General features: G+C 45.1%; 15 protein-coding genes. 13 read left to right on the top strand and 2 right to left on the bottom strand.

Annotation, left to right across the window (positions count from 1 at the left end; all coding sequences use genetic code 11):
• Positions 1 to 13: 13 nt before the first annotated feature.
• Both AC04Q4_RS10985 and AC04Q4_RS10980 read left to right on the top strand, forming a co-directional pair.
• A complete protein-coding gene (locus AC04Q4_RS10985) occupies positions 14 to 367 on the top strand; it encodes a Spx/MgsR family RNA polymerase-binding regulatory protein (RefSeq protein ID WP_476388969.1) in 354 nt (117 codons plus the stop codon).
• Positions 364 to 1218: a YitT family protein gene (locus AC04Q4_RS10980; protein WP_173738329.1), complete on the top strand. Its 855-nt coding sequence runs from the start codon at positions 364 to 366 to the stop codon at positions 1216 to 1218. The genes AC04Q4_RS10985 and AC04Q4_RS10980 overlap by 4 nt, the downstream gene beginning before the upstream one ends.
• Before the next feature lie 62 nt (positions 1219 to 1280).
• On the opposite strand, the gene AC04Q4_RS10975 is transcribed toward AC04Q4_RS10980, so the two are convergent.
• Positions 1281 to 2663, bottom strand: a complete 1383-nt coding sequence (locus AC04Q4_RS10975) for an NCS2 family permease (RefSeq protein WP_173738330.1) — start codon at positions 2661 to 2663, stop codon at positions 1281 to 1283.
• Between the two features lie 213 nt (positions 2664 to 2876).
• Here AC04Q4_RS10975 and AC04Q4_RS10970 point away from each other — a divergent pair, with 213 nt between their 5' ends.
• Together AC04Q4_RS10970 and AC04Q4_RS10965 are read left to right on the top strand one after the other, a co-directional pair.
• Positions 2877 to 3365: a DUF1648 domain-containing protein gene (locus AC04Q4_RS10970; RefSeq protein WP_173738331.1), complete on the top strand. Its 489-nt coding sequence runs from the start codon at positions 2877 to 2879 to the stop codon at positions 3363 to 3365.
• A 145-nt stretch (positions 3366 to 3510) separates the two neighbouring features.
• Complete coding sequence (locus AC04Q4_RS10965; protein ID WP_118512776.1) at positions 3511 to 3783, top strand: hypothetical protein; 273 nt, start codon at positions 3511 to 3513, stop codon at positions 3781 to 3783.
• 110 nt (positions 3784 to 3893) lie between these two features.
• Here the strand turns inward: AC04Q4_RS10965 and AC04Q4_RS10960 are convergent, their stop codons facing one another.
• Positions 3894 to 4919, bottom strand: coding sequence for a LacI family DNA-binding transcriptional regulator (locus AC04Q4_RS10960; RefSeq protein WP_173738332.1), 1026 nt, complete (start codon positions 4917 to 4919; stop codon positions 3894 to 3896).
• 451 nt (positions 4920 to 5370) lie between these two features.
• Between AC04Q4_RS10960 and AC04Q4_RS10955 the strand changes: the two genes are divergently transcribed.
• From AC04Q4_RS10955 to arfA, 9 genes are all read left to right on the top strand, one after another.
• Positions 5371 to 6747 carry an extracellular solute-binding protein gene (locus AC04Q4_RS10955; RefSeq protein WP_173738333.1) on the top strand — a complete coding sequence of 459 codons (1377 nt, stop codon included), beginning with the start codon at positions 5371 to 5373 and terminating at the stop codon, positions 6745 to 6747.
• A 110-nt stretch (positions 6748 to 6857) separates the two neighbouring features.
• The gene (locus tag AC04Q4_RS10950; RefSeq protein WP_118512744.1) at positions 6858 to 7736 is read left to right on the top strand and encodes a carbohydrate ABC transporter permease; all 879 of its coding nucleotides are present in this window, start codon (positions 6858 to 6860) and stop codon (positions 7734 to 7736) included.
• A gap of 15 nt (positions 7737 to 7751) precedes the next feature.
• A complete protein-coding gene (locus AC04Q4_RS10945) occupies positions 7752 to 8573 on the top strand; it encodes a carbohydrate ABC transporter permease (RefSeq protein WP_173738334.1) in 822 nt (273 codons plus the stop codon).
• Between the two features lie 31 nt (positions 8574 to 8604).
• Positions 8605 to 10989, top strand: coding sequence for a TIM-barrel domain-containing protein (locus AC04Q4_RS10940; RefSeq protein WP_476388968.1), 2385 nt, complete (start codon positions 8605 to 8607; stop codon positions 10987 to 10989).
• Positions 10990 to 11053: 64 nt separating this feature from the next.
• Positions 11054 to 11512, top strand: a complete 459-nt coding sequence (locus AC04Q4_RS10935) for a spore coat protein (protein WP_476388967.1) — start codon at positions 11054 to 11056, stop codon at positions 11510 to 11512.
• Between the two features lie 108 nt (positions 11513 to 11620).
• Positions 11621 to 11800 (top strand): DUF6472 family protein, encoded by a 180-nt coding sequence (locus AC04Q4_RS10930; RefSeq protein WP_015526328.1) that lies wholly within the window; start codon positions 11621 to 11623, stop codon positions 11798 to 11800.
• 317 nt (positions 11801 to 12117) lie between these two features.
• Positions 12118 to 13398 (top strand): 2-hydroxyacyl-CoA dehydratase, encoded by a 1281-nt coding sequence (locus AC04Q4_RS10925; protein ID WP_476388966.1) that lies wholly within the window; start codon positions 12118 to 12120, stop codon positions 13396 to 13398.
• A complete protein-coding gene (locus AC04Q4_RS10920; protein WP_476388965.1) occupies positions 13395 to 15092 on the top strand; it encodes an acyl-CoA dehydratase activase in 1698 nt (565 codons plus the stop codon). The genes AC04Q4_RS10925 and AC04Q4_RS10920 overlap by 4 nt, the downstream gene beginning before the upstream one ends.
• Positions 15093 to 15228: 136 nt before the next feature.
• Positions 15229 to 16734, top strand: coding sequence for an arabinosylfuranosidase ArfA (gene arfA, locus AC04Q4_RS10915; RefSeq protein ID WP_476388964.1), 1506 nt, complete (start codon positions 15229 to 15231; stop codon positions 16732 to 16734).
• Positions 16735 to 16743: the final 9 nt, after the last annotated feature.

Genomic DNA, 16743 nt, shown 5'->3' with positions numbered 1-16743 from the left:
GGGGGGACACAACATGTTATTTGTATGCTATCCGAAATGCAGTACCTGCAAAAAGGCCCGGAAATGGCTGGATGAGAGCGGCGTGGAATATACGTTGCGCGATATTAAGACTGACAATCCGACTGCAGAGGAACTGAAAACCTGGTGGAAAATAAGCGGTCTTCCGCTGAAGCGTTTTTTCAATACCAGTGGAAATATTTATAAAGAGATGAAACTGAAAGATAAACTTCCGGAAATGAGCGAGGAAGAGCAGCTTGCACTTCTTGCAACAGACGGGATGCTTGTGAAACGACCGATTCTTGTAGCGGAGGATAAAATTCTGGTGGGCGCAAAAGAAAAAGAGTGGGAAGAGTATCTGAAGCCATGAAAAAGAAACTGAATTATGTTGACATTGTGAAAGAAACGGTGATCCTGACTGTAGCAGTGGCGATCATCGCAGCAGCGGTATATTTTTTCCTGGTGCCAAGCCATACGTCGGTCAGCAGTATTTCCGGTCTTGGAATCGTGCTTTCCAACTTTGTGCCGCTGCAGCTGTCGGCTATTACCATGATTCTGAATGTGGTATTGCTGATCATTGGATTTTTTACCTGTGGAAGAGAGTTTGGAGTTAAGACGGTTTATACCAGTGTAATGCTGCCGTTGTTTCTGGGATTGTTTGAGATCATTTTTCCAAATTTCGGTTCTATGACAGATAGCCAGGAACTGGATGTTCTGTGTTATGTTCTGGTAGTGAGTGTGGGACTTAGCATTCTTTTTAACCGGAATGCATCCTCAGGCGGACTGGATATCGTAGCGAAGATCATGAATAAGTATCTCCACATGGAACTTGGAAAAGCCATGTCTCTTTCCGGTATGTGCGTGGCACTTTCTGCGGCTCTTGTCTATGATAAGAAGACGGTGGTGTTAAGTATTCTGGGAACGTATTTTAACGGGATCGTTCTGGATCATTTTATTTTTGACCATAACATCAAACGGCGTGTCTGCATTATCACGAAAAAGGAAGAGGAGCTGAGGCAGTTTATCATTCACGACCTGCACAGCGGTGCAACGATCTATGAGGCCATCGGTGCCTACAACATGGAAAAACGCCGTGAGATCATCACCATCGTAGATAAAGGTGAATATCAGAAGCTGATGAAGTTTATAAACCAGGAGGACCCGAAAGCGTTTATCACGGTTTATAATGTATCGAATATGCGGTATCAGCCGAAGAAATAAGAATATTTTGCTGGAATAAAAAAATCCCGGGACAAAACTCCCGGGAATTTTTTTGCCATATTTTACAGGAAAATATATTTCAGGACAAACAGCACTGCCAGTACATACATCAGAGCGCTGATCTTCTTTTCTTTTGCTTTACCTGTGATCAGGTTGATGGCTACGTATGTGATAACTCCCATGGAGATACCTTCGGAAATGCTGTAGAAGAACGGCATTGCGATGATACATACATAGCATGGGATCGCCTCGGACATATCACTGAAATCAATGCTAATAACATTGCTGAGCATGTACAATCCGACGATCACCAGAGCCGGAGCTGTGGCAAAGGACGGGATCGCCAGGAAGATTGGAGACAGGAACAGGGACAGGCCAAATAAGATGGCAGTTGTCACTGCGGTAAGTCCGGTTCTTCCGCCTTCGGATACACCGGAAGCACTTTCTACGAAGGTAGTGGTTGTGGATGTACCAAGAACTGCACCGGCAGTTGTTGCAACTGCATCTGCAAGAAGTGCGCCCTTGATGTTAGGAAGCTTGCCATTTTCATCCAGCATGCCTGCTTTAGAAGAGACACCAACGAGAGTTCCAAGAGTATCAAAAAGATCTACAAATAAAAATGCAAACAGGATAACAAGGAAATCCAGTGAGAAAACTCCGTCAAACTGCAGCTTCGCAAAGATCGGAGCAAGGCTCGGGATAGAGAGTCCGTTGCTGAAATCCGGGAGCAGGCTGTAGAAGCCAATCTCCGGGTTCGGAACATAAAGTCCGGCGAACTGACAGATGATTCCAAGTCCCCATGTGATCAGGATACCCCAGAGGATGTTTCCCTTTACATTCTTAACAACCAGGATACCGGTTACGATGATACCGATCAGAGCCAGGATAACGGTGATTCCCACATTGTTGAAGGAAGCCTCTACACCCTTGGCTGCGTTGTAGCCATCTACAGAGAAAAGCTGCAGCAGAGTGGAGCCGCCGATCACGATATTGGCATTCTGTAATCCTACAAATGCGATGAAAAGACCGATACCAACGCTGACTGCGGATTTCAGGTTCAGAGGGATCGCATTGAAGATCGCTTCACGTACATTGGTAAGTGAAAGAACAATAAATACGATACCTTCTGCAAAAACTGCAGTCAGTGCATACTCCCAGCTGTAGCCCATACCGATAACAACTGTATAGGCAAAGTATGCGTTCAAACCCATTCCGGGTGCCAGTGCGAACGGGTAGTTGGCGAAGATCGCCATCAGCAGCGTTCCAAGGAAGGCTGCCAGTGCGGTAGCTGTGAATACAGCTCCGGAATCCATGCCGGTTGCGGACAGGATGTTTGGGTTAACTGCCAGGATATACGCCATTGTCATGAAGGTGGTGATACCTGCCAGAACCTCTGTTTTGGCGTCCGTTTTGTTTGCGGACAGCTTGAAGATTTTTTCTAACATATTTCTTTCCCTTTCTTAAATATGTTTTTGGACAACATGTCTATTTTATCATATAAAAAATTTGTGTGCAATCGTTAATGCTTAACAGATATTGTTATGTAAGGTAATTTTTTGCAAAATACTTTTACAAGCAGGTAATTTGTGTGTAAAATACAGAAAAGAGAGTATTCGATTTACAGACGGGTTTATTTTGTGATGAAGGGAGAGTAGATAATGTCTGAGAAAAAACTTCGGAATATTACAGATGTGATCTGTTTTCTGATGATCCTAGTGTACGTGATGTATCTTGTAGCCACCTGGGGAAATCTGCCGGAGAGGGTGCCGATACATTTTAATGCGCATGGGATCCCGGACCGGTATGGGAAGAAGGGCAGCCTTCTTCTGGAGCCGATTTTGGGTCTGCTGATCCTGGCGCTTCTGATGTTCTGCCAGAGATTTCCGCAGTGGTGGAATTATCCGGTTGAGGTGACGGAGGAAAACAGAGAGCGTATTTTTGAGATCGCGTCCAAAATGATGTCTGTGATCAAGCTGTTATCCATTGGAGTATGTCTTTATGCCGGAATCAGCGGTAATCTGGGAACGGCACCTATGTGGCCGGTGTGGATACTGATCGCAGGGATTTTCGTAACATTGATCCTGGGGATCCGGGGAATATATAAGACTGATAAAGAAACTGGCATGGATGAGGATGATAAATCGTGAAGCGGTCGCGTTTGTGATCATGCAGCAGAGTGGAAGATAAATGTCCGATTTATTGTACTGAATATGGCTGGAACCAGTGAAAGTGGATCGCGAATATCCGCTTGATGAAATTATAATAAAAACAGGAAAGGAATCTCAGGAGCATATGGCAGATACAAGAACAGATGAGCTTTACAGAGCACTTCAGGACAAAGGCTATCCCGATGAACTGTGCCGGGAAATCGCCTATAAACATATGAATACCGATTACACAGCTACACGGATGCTGGGGTATTTATACAGGGTGACAAGTCCCAGAGTGGAGGATGTGATCGATGAGATGCTGGCGATTTTAAGTGACCGGGAAGCCATCATCCGGAAGAAAGAGCTGGAACACGCCCAGGCTACGATCAACAGCGTGTATCGGGAGGGTTTGTAACGGAAATCCCGGAGCTGTGCCAGTGCTGGCAGATTAGAAGCACTGCAGCAGTTCCGGGATTTTATGATTTGATCCTTGAATAAGAGATAGTCAGGATAAAATCACTGCACTTAATACAACGAGATCACTGACTGCCGATCCACGATCTCAACATCCAGGGCAGGCCGGCAGGAGGAGCTGACAGAGCCGGTGCGGATCTTTTCCAGGAGAAGACTGGTGGCAAGGAGTGCTTTCCGGGGGATGTTCTGGGAGACGGAGGTCAGCTTGGGCAGAGTGTACTGGCACAGTGTCAGGTTATCATATCCGATCACAGAGAGATCCACAGGAACGCGGTAGCCGCCCAGGCGGGCACCCTCCATAATTCCGATAGCACAGATATCCGCTGTAGTTACCGCAGCGGTAACTGGAGAGTTGCTGGATGCAATCTCACGGCCGGCCTGGATACCGCCCTCATAAGAAGGAGAGTACTCATAAACGTAATCCGGGTTAAAAGCAATATGGTTCTCCTCCAGCGCCCGTTTATAGCCATTGAAACGGCTGGTAAGAACGTGGTTGTTTTTGTAATCGGCCACAAAGGCAATGGCAGAATGACCGTGATTGATCATATATTTTGTGGAAAGGTAAAGACCCTTCTCATCATTGGAAGTGATATTGATAAGATTGGGGTGTTCCAGTTCACAGTCAAAAGTGGCGATGGGGCAGGTGGCAGAATCCATCAGCCTTGCCATGTATTCGCCGGCGGCAGGATAAAGAATGATGATTCCATCTACATTCCAGTTCTTCAGAAGGGAAATGATATCCGCATTTTTTGATACAGAGCGGATCATGGTGAAATATTCATTCTTCTGCAGTTCTTTTTCGATAGCACCGATCATAGTGCTGACATAAGGGTTCTCAAAATAGTTGGTTCCCAGGAGCACATCTTTTTCATCGAGGGAAATGATGATGCCGATGATATGGGATTTTTTATTGGATAAGCTCCGGGCATTCAGGTTGGGAACATATCCGTATTCTTCTATGATCGCATTGACCTTGTCTCTGGTTTTCTGGGAAACGCGGCTGGTTTTGCCGTTGATCACATTGGAGACGGTCATCATACTGACACCGGCCAGATCTGCGATATCTTTTAATGTCATACTACACACCTCTGTTCTTCCATAGCAGTTTCCGGGAAGGAAACTGCTGTCATACATATATATATTATATAAAAAATTCTGACACATTTCTCAGTTAAAAATAAAAATACAATGAAAAATCCAGAATTTATGTATCCTCTTATTACAGGTTTACAAGGTTTAAACACGAAATATAAATGTTCGAAAAAAACGGTTTATAAACTATATATATTATAGTCCAACATAGTGAAAAAATCAATGTATGATTGCGGGAAAATAAAAAAATGCAGCCTTGAAATATGAAAAATGCACAAAAATTCCATATAAATACTGGAAAAATCGACGAAATAATAAATTTATATTGACGAATCTCTATGCGCGTGATAGATTAACAATAGATTTAGCGCTAAACTAAAAGGAACGGAAAACGTAGTCAAAAAACAGGAAAATACCGGAAAGAAAGAGGTAATGCATGAAAAAGAGAGTTTTTGCAGCGGTAGTTGCTGCAGCAATGGTTGTAACTGCATTTACAGGATGTGGCAGTACAGGAAGTTCTGCCGGAAGTGACAGCAAATCCGAAGCTAAGGCAGAGGTACCTACAGAGCCTTTCGGAGATACGGTCAAATATGACCCCAGTGTGGAGCTCAATGACGGAAAAGACATCACCGTAGAGCTTTGGGAGTGGGGCAGTGACGAGTTGTTCCAGCAGATCATCGACGGATACACAGCGATCCATCCAAATGTAACGATCAATCTTGTTGATAACCCATGGGAGGATTACTGGACCAAGCTTCCTCTTGCACTGGATGGGAACAACGGACCGGCTATTTTCAACGTACATAACAGCTACCATGAGAACCTGATCAATTACATGGCTCCTCTTGATATCCCCACAGAGGATCTGGAGGCAGATTTCAACGGTGTAAGCGCCCATGTGATCGATGGAAAGGTTTACTATATTGATTACGGTATGATGACCGGATCTGTATACTACAACAAAGATATGTGGGAGAAAGCAGGTCTGACAGATGATGATATCCCGAAGACCTGGGACGAGATGATCGAGGTTGCCAAGAAGCTTACTATTAAAGACGGTGACAAGATCGTTCAGGCAGGTCTGAACTTCAACGATGATTTCCATCAGAATTACCTCCTTGGCCTGAATTATCAGCTGGGAGAAAACCTCTTCAAGGAAGACGGAGTTACTCCGAATGTAAACTCTGATGCAATGAAGAAGGTAATGCAGATGCTGGTAGATATGTATGATGTAGATGGCATCGGTTCCAAGGACTTCGGTGAGAAAGCAGCAGACAGCTTCGGACAGGGACAGTCAGCCATGGTCATCCAGTGGGGACACTACTACAACACTCTGAAAACAACATGGAGCAACATCGACTTTGGCGTATTTGAAATCCCGACCTTTGACGGCGAGCCATATGCTTACAACCGTTACAACGGTGAGTCTACCTTTGGCGTAAACAAAAACGCTCCGGCTGACCAGCAGGCAGTTGCACAGGACTTCGTAAAATATTTCCTGGCAAACGATGACGCACAGATCGCATTTAACCTGGCAATGAGTACCTTCCCGGCTAAGAAATCTCTGGCAGATAATGAGAAGATCCTTGAAAATCCTTCTCTGAAGGTTCTTTCCGAGCACATTGACCACTATATCTGGCCGGGCCCGATGCCTGCAACTGTGGAGACTTCTCTGAAAAAAGCAGGAGAGGATGTATTCTTCAACGGTGTTGACATTGATACTGCCCTGGACGAGGCAGAAGCCAACATCACAAAGGATATGAAGAACAGTACATTCAAATCTGTAGAAAACCTTTATGAGTATGCAAAATAAAAAGATGCCGTGAGCAATCCGCAGGTATCAGAGCAGAAAGGCGCACTTGGAAAAGGGTGCGCCTTTCTCAGCAAAAAGATGTGTATCGAAAAGATAAGGAGGATGCATCGATGTTTAAAAAAACAAATCCGCTGCAGAGCAAAAGCGAGATCATTTTGAGAAATATCGTTGTTCTGGCAATGGTGATCTTCTTTACGGTATTTCTGATCGTACCTATTGGAATCGCTTTTGCAGGAAGCTTTCATGAGTGGAACCCGTTGAGCGGTACTTACCGGTTCCTGGGTCTTGAGAATTATAAGGAAGTATTTACCAGTGCTCTGTTTGGAAAATCCATGCTGAACACAGTGATCTTCTCTGCTGTAGTTATTTTCTTTCGTGTAGGTCTTGGACTTGGAATCGCCTATGCGATCTATTCCACACTGATAAAATATAAAAGCTTTTTCAGAGCTGTATATTATATGCCGGTTGTAACTCCTATGGTAGCCGTAGCCTTTGTATGGAAATTCATGTACAATCCTCAGATCGGTACCATCAATCAGATCTTCGGACTGGATGTAAACTGGCTGATGAATCCGAAAACCGCTCTTCTTGCAATTATGATCATGACCATCTGGAAGGATTTCGGATACGCAGTTGTTATGTACATGGCAGGTCTCTATTCTCTTCCGACAGATGCTCTTGAGGCCGCAAAAGTAGATGGCGCCAACGCATGGCAGACGTTCCGTTACATCACACTTCCGCTGCTGAAGCCTATGACACTGTTCGTTATCATCACTTCTATTATTTCCTACCTTCAGGCATATGTTCAGATCCTGATCATGACGGAAGGTGGCCCCGGAACAGCAACTTACCTTGCATCCTACATCATCTATGATGAAGCGTTTGTAAAATACAACTTCGGATATGCATCTGCACTGTCCTTTGTATTGTTCGTTATCACAGCAGTATTTACCTGGTTATCATTCCGTGTTTCCGGAACAGAAGATTAAAGGAGGAAAACATTCATGAAAAGAAAAGTCAGTAGTATTGCTTTAAATGCACTCCTTCTGATCCTTGGAGTGGTTACCGTATATCCTTTTGTATGGATGATTTTTTCATCCTTCAAGGAAAATCAGGAGATCATGGCTCTGGAGCAGCATCTCCTTCCGCAGAAATTCATCATTGATAACTACATCAATATGAACGCACATTTTAATTTTGTCCGTTTCTTTTTAAACAGTATTGTTATTACGGTAGTGATCACTCTGATCGTAATTTATACAAGTACTATCTGTGGTTTTGTACTGAGTAAATACAAATTTAAAGGAAGAAATATTCTTTTCGGATTCGTACTTTCTACTATGATGATCCCGTGGTGTGTTACCATTATCCCGAAGTATTCCATGATCCAGGCATTTGGCTGGATGGACAGCTACAAAGCACTGATCATCCCGGCTATGTTCAGCGGCTTCGGAATCTTCATGATGAAGCAGCATATCTCCGCACTTCCGGACGAGATCCTGGAGGCGGCAAGAATTGACGGAGCCAATGAGTTTTATATTTTCCACAAGATCGTATTACCGATGTCAAAAAATGGAATCTTCAGTATTGCGATCTTCCAGTTCCTTTGGACATGGGAGGATTTCCTGTGGCCATACCTGGTAATTACAAACAAAGACAAACAGCTTCTTGCCGTTGGTCTTAAGATGTTTAACGGACAGTATTCCACAGATTATGGTGCACTGTTTGCGGCAACTGCCATTTCCATCATCCCGGTACTTCTGATCTATCTGTTCTTCCAGAAACAGTTTATCGCCGGAATCGCAGCATCTGCTGTAAAGGGCTGATGGCATACAGATAATAAACGGAGGGACATAAATGCAGGATATATATAAAGTAGAAACACATCCTCTGGCATTAAGCGAAAATATGATCACAGGGGATAAATACAGGATTACGTTTCTTACAGAGGGACTGATCCGTCTGGAGTATGATGAGGAGGGCGTATTTGAGGATCGCCCCACGCAGATGGTGTTTTTCAGGGATTTTCCGAAAACGGACTATCGTGTAGTGCGTACAGAGGATGGGATCGAGGTCCATACGAAAAGAATCCACCTTATTTACAATGAGAAGGAATTTACCAGCTGGGGATTAAGTATTCAGGTAAAAGGAAACCTAAGTGCCTATCACAGCATCTGGCACTATGGAGAAGAGATCCATGATCTGAAGGGAACTGCCAGAACATTGGATATGGTGAACGGAGCTACAGAGCTGGAGCATGGTATTCTTTCCAGGTTCGGATATTCTCTGGTGGACGACAGCAGGTCGCAGGTGCTTTTGCCGGACGGCTGGATCGAGCCAAGAAGAAAGGGCATCAAGGATCTGTACTTCTTCGGATACGGACATGACTACAAAGAAGCACTTCATGATTTTTACAGACTCTGCGGAAAAACACCGATGCTTCCAAGGTTTGCTCTCGGAAACTGGTGGAGCAGATATTATAAATATTCTGAAGAAAGCTACAATGAGCTGATGGATAAATTCCAGGAAAAAAATATCCCATTTACGGTTGCAGTCATTGATATGGACTGGCATGTGACCGATGTTGATCCGAAATACGGAAGTGGCTGGACCGGATATACCTGGAATAAAGAGCTCTTCCCGGACCCGAAGCGTTTTCTGGATGGTTTACATAAAAGAGGAATGCGTACCACATTAAATGTACATCCTGCAGACGGTGTACAGGGCTGTGAAGAAATGTATGAGGACATGGCAAAGGCCATGGGTGTGGATTATGAAAATGAGGACCCGGTAGTATGCGATCCGGCAAGTCCGAAATTTATAGAAGCCTATTTCAAATATCTTCATCATCCGAGAGAGGAAGAAGGTGTGGATTTCTGGTGGATCGACTGGCAGCAGGGAAGCAATTGTAAGATCGAGGGTCTTGATCCTCTTTGGATCTTCAATCACTTCCATTTCCTGGATAGCGCCAGAAACGGAAAACGTCCCATGACCTTTTCCAGATATGCAGGTCCCGGAAGCCACAGATATCCGATAGGCTTTTCCGGAGATACTCATATTACCTGGGATTCCCTTGATTTTCAGCCATACTTTACATCCACAGCCTCCAACATCGGTTATGGATGGTGGAGTCATGATATCGGTGGACATATGCTAGGATATAAGGATGACGAGATGACCGCCCGCTGGACACAGTACGGGATCTTTTCTCCGATCATGCGTCTCCACAGCTCATGCAGTGACTTCAACGGAAAAGAGCCGTGGCGTTTCAAAAAGGAGACAGAGGTTGTCATGGAAGAAGCTCTCCGTGAGCGCCACAGAATGATGCCGTATCTTTATACCATGAACTACAGAAGCTATCAGGAAGATATTCCTCTGGTGGAGCCGATGTATTACGAATATCCGGAAGCACCGGAGGCATATGCGGTAAAAAATCAGTACTTTTTCGGAGACCAGCTGATGGTAGCGGCTGTGACAACACCGAGAGTAAAGGGCCTTAATGTAGCAAAGACAGCAGTATGGCTGCCGGATGGGGTATGGTATGATATTTATACAGGTCTGCGCTATGAGGGTGGACGAATGGTGGATATGTACCGTACTCTGGACAGTATCCCGGTTCTTGCAAAAGCAGGCGGTATTCTGGTGATGACCGATGAGATCCGTGGAACAGAGGCGGAAAAGAATCCGGAAAGCCTGAATATCCGGGTATTCCCGGGTGCTGACGGAAGCTTCAGATTGTATGAGGATGACAACGAAACCTGTGCTTACGAAAATGGTGCCTGTGTATTTACAGAAATGGATTATAAGGAAAAGGATCAGGGAGTGTTTACCATTCATCCCGCACAGGGAAAAACAGAGCTGATCCCGGCAAAGAGAGCTTATACCGTGGAGTTCTGTAATTTTGCGAAAACAGGCTCAGATACTGTGAAGGTTCTGGTTAACGGAGCAGAGACTGAGGCTGCTGTAAAATATGAGGAGAAGCTTCAGAAGATCTGTGTGGAAGTGGCAGCAGACACAGCGGCAGAGGTGCAGATCATTCTTGCTGGCGAAGTGGCAGATAATCAGACAGAGAAACGTGTCTTTGATTTCCTGAACCAGGCAGAGATCGGTTTTGTACTGAAGGACAGATTATATCAGCTGGTTACAGCCGGAAAGAATCTGCCGGTTCTTTTATCTGAGCTTCAGTCCATGGAGCTGGACAAGGATCTTTATGGAGCACTGATGGAGATACTGACTGCGTAAAATATGAATAAAATCGCGTTTCCAAACCATACTATCATTATTATCAAAAGAAAGGATGATCATAATGATATTAAAGGAAAAAGAACGCACAGTGATCCAGGATCTTCAGACACAGGAAAAAAGCTGCATTGAAAAATACGGAAAATACGCACAGCAGGCCAGGGATCCGGAGCTTAAAAGCTTATTTCAGACTCTTCAGAAAAAAGAGCAGGAGCATTACGATTCCCTGAACCAGGTGCTTTCCGGTACAGTTCCACAGGTAAACTGCAATGACAGTGACGGCCGTGATTACCAGCCAAAGGCTACTTACACATCGGTGATGTCCTCAGAGGATAAGGAACACGATGCTTTTCTTGCAACAGACTGTATCGGAACAGAAAAGCTGATTTCCGGAGAATACAACTCGGAGGTTTTTGCTTTTGAAGACAGTGGTGTGAGGAAGCTTCTGGCTGATATCCAGGTGGAAGAGCAGAACCATGCGGAGATGCTTTACAAATATAAGACTGCGAACGGAATGTTCTGATATATAAAAAAAGGGGGGATTTCAGTAATGGAATTCTTCCTTTTTTTGTTATATAATCAGGAGAACAGCAGGGAGAAATACTTTCCTGCAAAGAGAGGAGAAATAAGCATGAAGGGAACCAGCTGCGAATACTGTGCAAACTATACATATGATGAAGAGTGTGACGAATATTACTGTGATGTCAATCTGGATGAGGATGAATATTATCGTTTTGTGAGCAGTGATTACAAGGAATGTCCGTATTATCGTTCAGGAGATGAATATAAGGTGGTACGTCATCAGATGTGACACAGAGCAACAGAAAAAACAGAGCAGAAAATAATGTGATAAGACAAATGCAGGTTTTCCACGAAAAGAGATGAGAGTTTTGTGGAAAATCTGCATTTTGATGTTTTAATATGTGTAAAAGGCTTCAGATTTGTAAAAATTGGCGTGTTTACATTTGAAAAAAATATCTTTATAATAAAAATATTGGTCTGACAGGTGGGACTTTATATCATCCAGGAGATGATAATGATACAGGATTTTGTCTGAAGACAAAAATTTCGGGTAAGCGCCTGACAGACTTATAATAGATTTTTTGACTTGACGGAGGGTGTGACAGATTGGATATTATAAAGAAATTCGGGGATATGGTGGGAGAGGAATCCATCAGGGACCCGGAAAAAGCACGAAAACTTCTTCTCACTGGCTACCGGCTTCAGGAAAAACGTCTGCAGCTTTTCCCTGACAGGAAGCTACCGGCTTCAGGACAGTATGTAGCCTGTGTAGTTATGCAGAATATCATCAAAGCTCTTGCAAAACCGGACGATACCGCTCTGGTGAGCATTTTTGTACCGGGAGAGCTTCTGACAGCAGCAGGGATCACTCCGTATTCCGTGGAGGCAATGTCCTGCTTTATCGCAGGAACCAGATGTGAGCAGGCATTTCTGGCACAGACGGAATCAGAGGGCTTTCCGGAAACCATGTGCTCCTATCACAGAGTTTTTCTGGGAGCGTCCATGACAGGATTGGTACCGAAGCCCAAATGTACCATCTACACAAACCTTGCCTGCGACGGAAATATGATGACGTTTCCTTATCTGAAACAGAAATATCAGATCCCGGGCTTTTATATTGACGTACCCTATGAAAAAAATCAGGATTCCATCCGCTACGTGGCAGATCAGCTTCGCGAGATGAAAAAATTCCTGGAAGATGTCACCGGCAAAAAGATTTCTGAGCAGGCGGTACAGCGTGCAGTTGCCAACAGCAATGAAGCGGCCTCCTATTACAGCCGCCAGCTTGCCCTCAGAAAGGATCACGATCCGGTGACTTCCCTGACAAATGAGCTGTATGCGATCTTTATGTGCCACCTTCTTGCGGGTTCAGAGGAATCCCTGAAATATACAAAAATTCTCCTTGAGGATGTGAAGAAGGCGCCAAAGGGGGAAGGCCTTCACATTTTGTGGATGCATATGATGCCGTTTTTGCAGGAGCCGGTAAAGGATGTATTTAATTACAGCCAGAACGTGCACATCAGTGCCTGTGATTTTGTTGCAGACGGTTTTCAGCGGATGCAGGCCTCGGATCCTTATGAGGCCCTTGCGGAAAAAATGGTCAACTGTATTTACAACGGAAGTGTGAAGCAGAGGATCCGGCGCGCCCAGGAGCTGGCGAACCTTACAGAGGTAGACGGAGGGATCCTTTTTGCACACTGGGGCTGCAAGGGAACCATCGGAGCTTCCAGCCTGATCAAAAATTCTCTGGAAAACGCAGGACTTCCAACCATGGTACTGGACGGTGACGGCTGTAACCCGGCCAATTCCAGTGATGGCCAGGTATCCACACGACTTCAGGCATATCTGGAAATGCTGTCAGAAGGTAAGGAGGGAAAGAGATCATGATACATTACGTCTGTAAATATACACCGCTGGAGCTTTTTAAGGGCTTTGGCGAGGAATGTGCGGTTCTTGAGGAAATGCCGGAGAATTTTGAGCTTTCGGACCAGATCGCACATGCCAACCTCTGCGGCTTCGGAAAATCCGTGATCCAGGCAGTGCTGGAGGGAAAAGTGGAGCAGCTTGTTCTTGTTAACTGCTGTGATTCCATGCGCCGTGTGTACGACATTGTGGAAAGCACCGGTAAATGTAAATTTCTGTACATGCTGGACATGCCGCATGAGGATAATGACTGTGAAAAGGTGAAGCTCGCCCAGGGTATCCACCGTCTTAAGAAAGCTTACGAAAAATTTTCGGGGAAAACCTTCGACAGAAGTGGATTTCTGAATGCTTTTTCCCATGAGACTGTGGATAACCAGCCGTATATCGGCGTTCTGGGTGTCCGTGTCAGCGGTGTCCTGGAAAAAATGATCCGGGATAACATCCGCATGGATGTGGAAAACCTGACCTGTACAGGTGGAAGACGTCTTGCAGTGATCCGTGAGGAACTGGAAAAAATGGATGACGATGCTATGTTCCTGGCTTATGCGGATGCACTTCTTTCCCAGATGCCCTGCTTCCGTATGAACAACAGCACCCGAAGAAACCGGCTGTATCTGGATCCGAACCTGAGGGGAATCATTTATCATACTATTAAATTCTGCGACTATTACGGATTTGAGTATGCAAGCATCAAGCGTGATATCAAGGTTCCGCTTCTGAAGATCGAGACAGATTTTACAAGCCAGAGTGCAGGACAGCTCCTTACCAGAGTACAGGCTTTTGCGGAGACTCTGGAAGGCTCTGAGGATATGGACCCATCAAAAGGAATCAGCGAGGAGATAAGGAAAAAAATGGAATCAGGAGTTTATTATGTGGCAGGGATCGACAGCGGTTCCACAAGTACGGATGTTGTGATCCTGGATAAAGACGGAAAAATTAAATCGACCATGATCATTCCCACAGGCGGCGGTGCTATGATGAGCGCAGAGAAGAGCCTGGAGATGGCAGTGGAAAAAGCAGGGATCAGGAAAGAAGATATCGTGCGTATCGTTACTACCGGATATGGACGTGCCTATATTGACAGTGGAGATGACAGTATCACAGAGATTACCTGTCACGCAAAGGGAGCCCATTATCTGAATCCGAATGTGCGTACAGTTATTGATATCGGTGGTCAGGATATCAAGGCCATTAGTATTGATGACAACGGTGCGGTAAAAAATTTCCTGATGAACGATAAATGTGCGGCAGGAACCGGACGCTTCCTGGAAATGATGGCCCGTACTCTTGGACTTTCCCTGGAGGAAATGAGTACCCGTGGACTGGAATGGAAGGAGAACGTGGTGATCTCAAGCATGTGTACTGTATTTGCAGAGTCCGAGGTAGTTTCCCTGGTTGCACAGAATAAAGATGTTGCAGATATCATCCACGGTCTGAATGTATCCGTTGCCTCCAAGGTAGGAGCTCTTGCAGCCCGCCTTGGCAAAAAGAATCCGGGTGAATACATGATGACCGGTGGTGTTGCCAGAAATAAAGGTATCATCCAGGCACTGGAGGATAAGCTGGGTGCGAAGCTTTATATCTGTGATGAGGCACAGCTTTGTGGTGCGCTAGGTGCGGCACTGTTTGCTTATGAGAAGTGTAATGCGGCACTGTAGTCAGAAGTGTGGAAATTTTTTGAAAAATCCTTATATTTCCTGAGAAAAGAAATGACATAAGCCTGATGGAATGATAGAATGATAGACAGAATAGTAGTTTTCTGAATGATAATTCTATCACAGGAGGGTTTTTACAATGAAAAAAGCGCAGATCATCGTGGACAAATATTTCCTCACCGGAAAAACAGACAAAAGAATCTTTGGTTCCTTTATAGAACATCTTGGACGTGCGGTTTATGAGGGTATTTATCAGGAAGGCAGTCCACTTTCTGATGAGCAGGGCTTCCGAAAGGATACCCTGGAGCTGGTAAGAGAGCTTCAGGTTCCGATTGTCCGTTATCCGGGCGGGAATTTTGTATCCGGATTCCGCTGGGAGGATAGTGTTGGACCGAAGAATCAGCGTCCGTCCAGACCGGAGCTGGCTTGGGGCGTGATCGAGACCAATCAGTTTGGTCTCAATGAGTTTGTGGACTGGTCAAAAAAAGCAGGCAGTGATGTGATGATGGCGGTGAACCTGGGAACAAGAGGACCGGAGGATGCAAAAAATCTTCTGGAATACTGTAACTTTAAGGGTGGTACCTATTACAGTGATCTTCGTAAGGCTCACGGCTATGAACAGCCGCATGATATCAAATTATGGTGTCTCGGAAACGAGATGGACGGTCCGTGGCAGATGGGACATAAAACTGCGACAGAGTACGGAAGAGTTGCAGCAGAGACTGCCCGCCTGATGAAATTTATGGATCCGGAGGTTGAGACTGTTGCATGCGGAAGCTCCAATCTGGAAATGCCTACCTTTGGCTCCTGGGAGTATACCGTTCTTGATGAGGCTTACGATCAGGTGGATTATCTTTCCCTGCATCAGTACTATGGAAATGCAGCGGGAGACACTGCCGATTTCCTGGCAAGCTCCAAGGGCATGGATGATTTTATCTCAGGAGTGGTTTCCATCTGCGATGCTGTAAAAGCAAAGAAGCATGGAAAAAAACAGATTAATCTTTCTTTCGACGAGTGGAACGTATGGTACCACAGCAATGAACAGGATAAGAAGCTGGAAAAATGGGTACAGGCACCCCATCAGCTAGAGGATGTTTATAACTTTGAGGATGCACTTCTTGTGGGAAGTATGCTGATCACTCTTCTCCGTCATGCAGACCGTGTAAAGATCGCCTGTATGGCACAGCTGGTAAATGTTATCGCACCGATCATGACCTCTGATACAGGCGCATGGCGTCAGACGATCTTTTATCCATATATGCTGACAAGTGTGTTTGGAAGAGGAACGGTACTGAATACACAGGTTCTCACACCGGTATATGAGAGCAGAACTTATGGTGAGGCTCCGTATCTGGATTCCGTTTGCGTTTGGGATGAGGAAAAGGATACACTGACGATCTTTGCGGTAAATAAGAGCCTGGATGAGGATATGGAAGTTTCCTGTGATTTAAGACAGTTTGAGAAATATAAGATCGTGGAGCATATTGTACTCAATAATGACGATCTTCAGGCAGTCAATACAGAGGCGCAGCCAGAGAATGTAGTTCCTGTAAAAGCCGGTGCAGAGTGCTCAAAGCTGGATGGCGGAAAACTGGAAGCAGTTTTTGCAAAACACAGCTGGAATATGATCCGTCTTGCGAAATAAGGGTCGGTG

Source organism: Blautia sp. HA8986 (assembly GCF_056504635.1).
The sequence above is the reverse complement of the archived record's forward strand: the minus strand, read 5'-3'. Positions and strand labels throughout refer to the sequence as shown.

What these genes read in the sequence shown, in the direction of transcription:
- AC04Q4_RS10985 (WP_476388969.1), top strand. Translation starts at nt 14, where the DNA reads ATGTTATTTGTATGCTATCCGAAATGCAGTACCTGCAAAAAGGCCCGG.
- AC04Q4_RS10980 (WP_173738329.1), top strand. Translation starts at nt 364, where the DNA reads ATGAAAAAGAAACTGAATTATGTTGACATTGTGAAAGAAACGGTGATC.
- AC04Q4_RS10975 (WP_173738330.1), bottom strand. Translation starts at nt 2,663, where the DNA reads ATGTTAGAAAAAATCTTCAAGCTGTCCGCAAACAAAACGGACGCCAAA.
- AC04Q4_RS10970 (WP_173738331.1), top strand. Translation starts at nt 2,877, where the DNA reads ATGTCTGAGAAAAAACTTCGGAATATTACAGATGTGATCTGTTTTCTG.
- AC04Q4_RS10965 (WP_118512776.1), top strand. Translation starts at nt 3,511, where the DNA reads ATGGCAGATACAAGAACAGATGAGCTTTACAGAGCACTTCAGGACAAA.
- AC04Q4_RS10960 (WP_173738332.1), bottom strand. Translation starts at nt 4,919, where the DNA reads ATGACATTAAAAGATATCGCAGATCTGGCCGGTGTCAGTATGATGACC.
- AC04Q4_RS10955 (WP_173738333.1), top strand. Translation starts at nt 5,371, where the DNA reads ATGAAAAAGAGAGTTTTTGCAGCGGTAGTTGCTGCAGCAATGGTTGTA.
- AC04Q4_RS10950 (WP_118512744.1), top strand. Translation starts at nt 6,858, where the DNA reads ATGTTTAAAAAAACAAATCCGCTGCAGAGCAAAAGCGAGATCATTTTG.
- AC04Q4_RS10945 (WP_173738334.1), top strand. Translation starts at nt 7,752, where the DNA reads ATGAAAAGAAAAGTCAGTAGTATTGCTTTAAATGCACTCCTTCTGATC.
- AC04Q4_RS10940 (WP_476388968.1), top strand. Translation starts at nt 8,605, where the DNA reads ATGCAGGATATATATAAAGTAGAAACACATCCTCTGGCATTAAGCGAA.
- AC04Q4_RS10935 (WP_476388967.1), top strand. Translation starts at nt 11,054, where the DNA reads ATGATATTAAAGGAAAAAGAACGCACAGTGATCCAGGATCTTCAGACA.
- AC04Q4_RS10930 (WP_015526328.1), top strand. Translation starts at nt 11,621, where the DNA reads ATGAAGGGAACCAGCTGCGAATACTGTGCAAACTATACATATGATGAA.
- AC04Q4_RS10920 (WP_476388965.1), top strand. Translation starts at nt 13,395, where the DNA reads ATGATACATTACGTCTGTAAATATACACCGCTGGAGCTTTTTAAGGGC.
- arfA (WP_476388964.1), top strand. Translation starts at nt 15,229, where the DNA reads ATGAAAAAAGCGCAGATCATCGTGGACAAATATTTCCTCACCGGAAAA.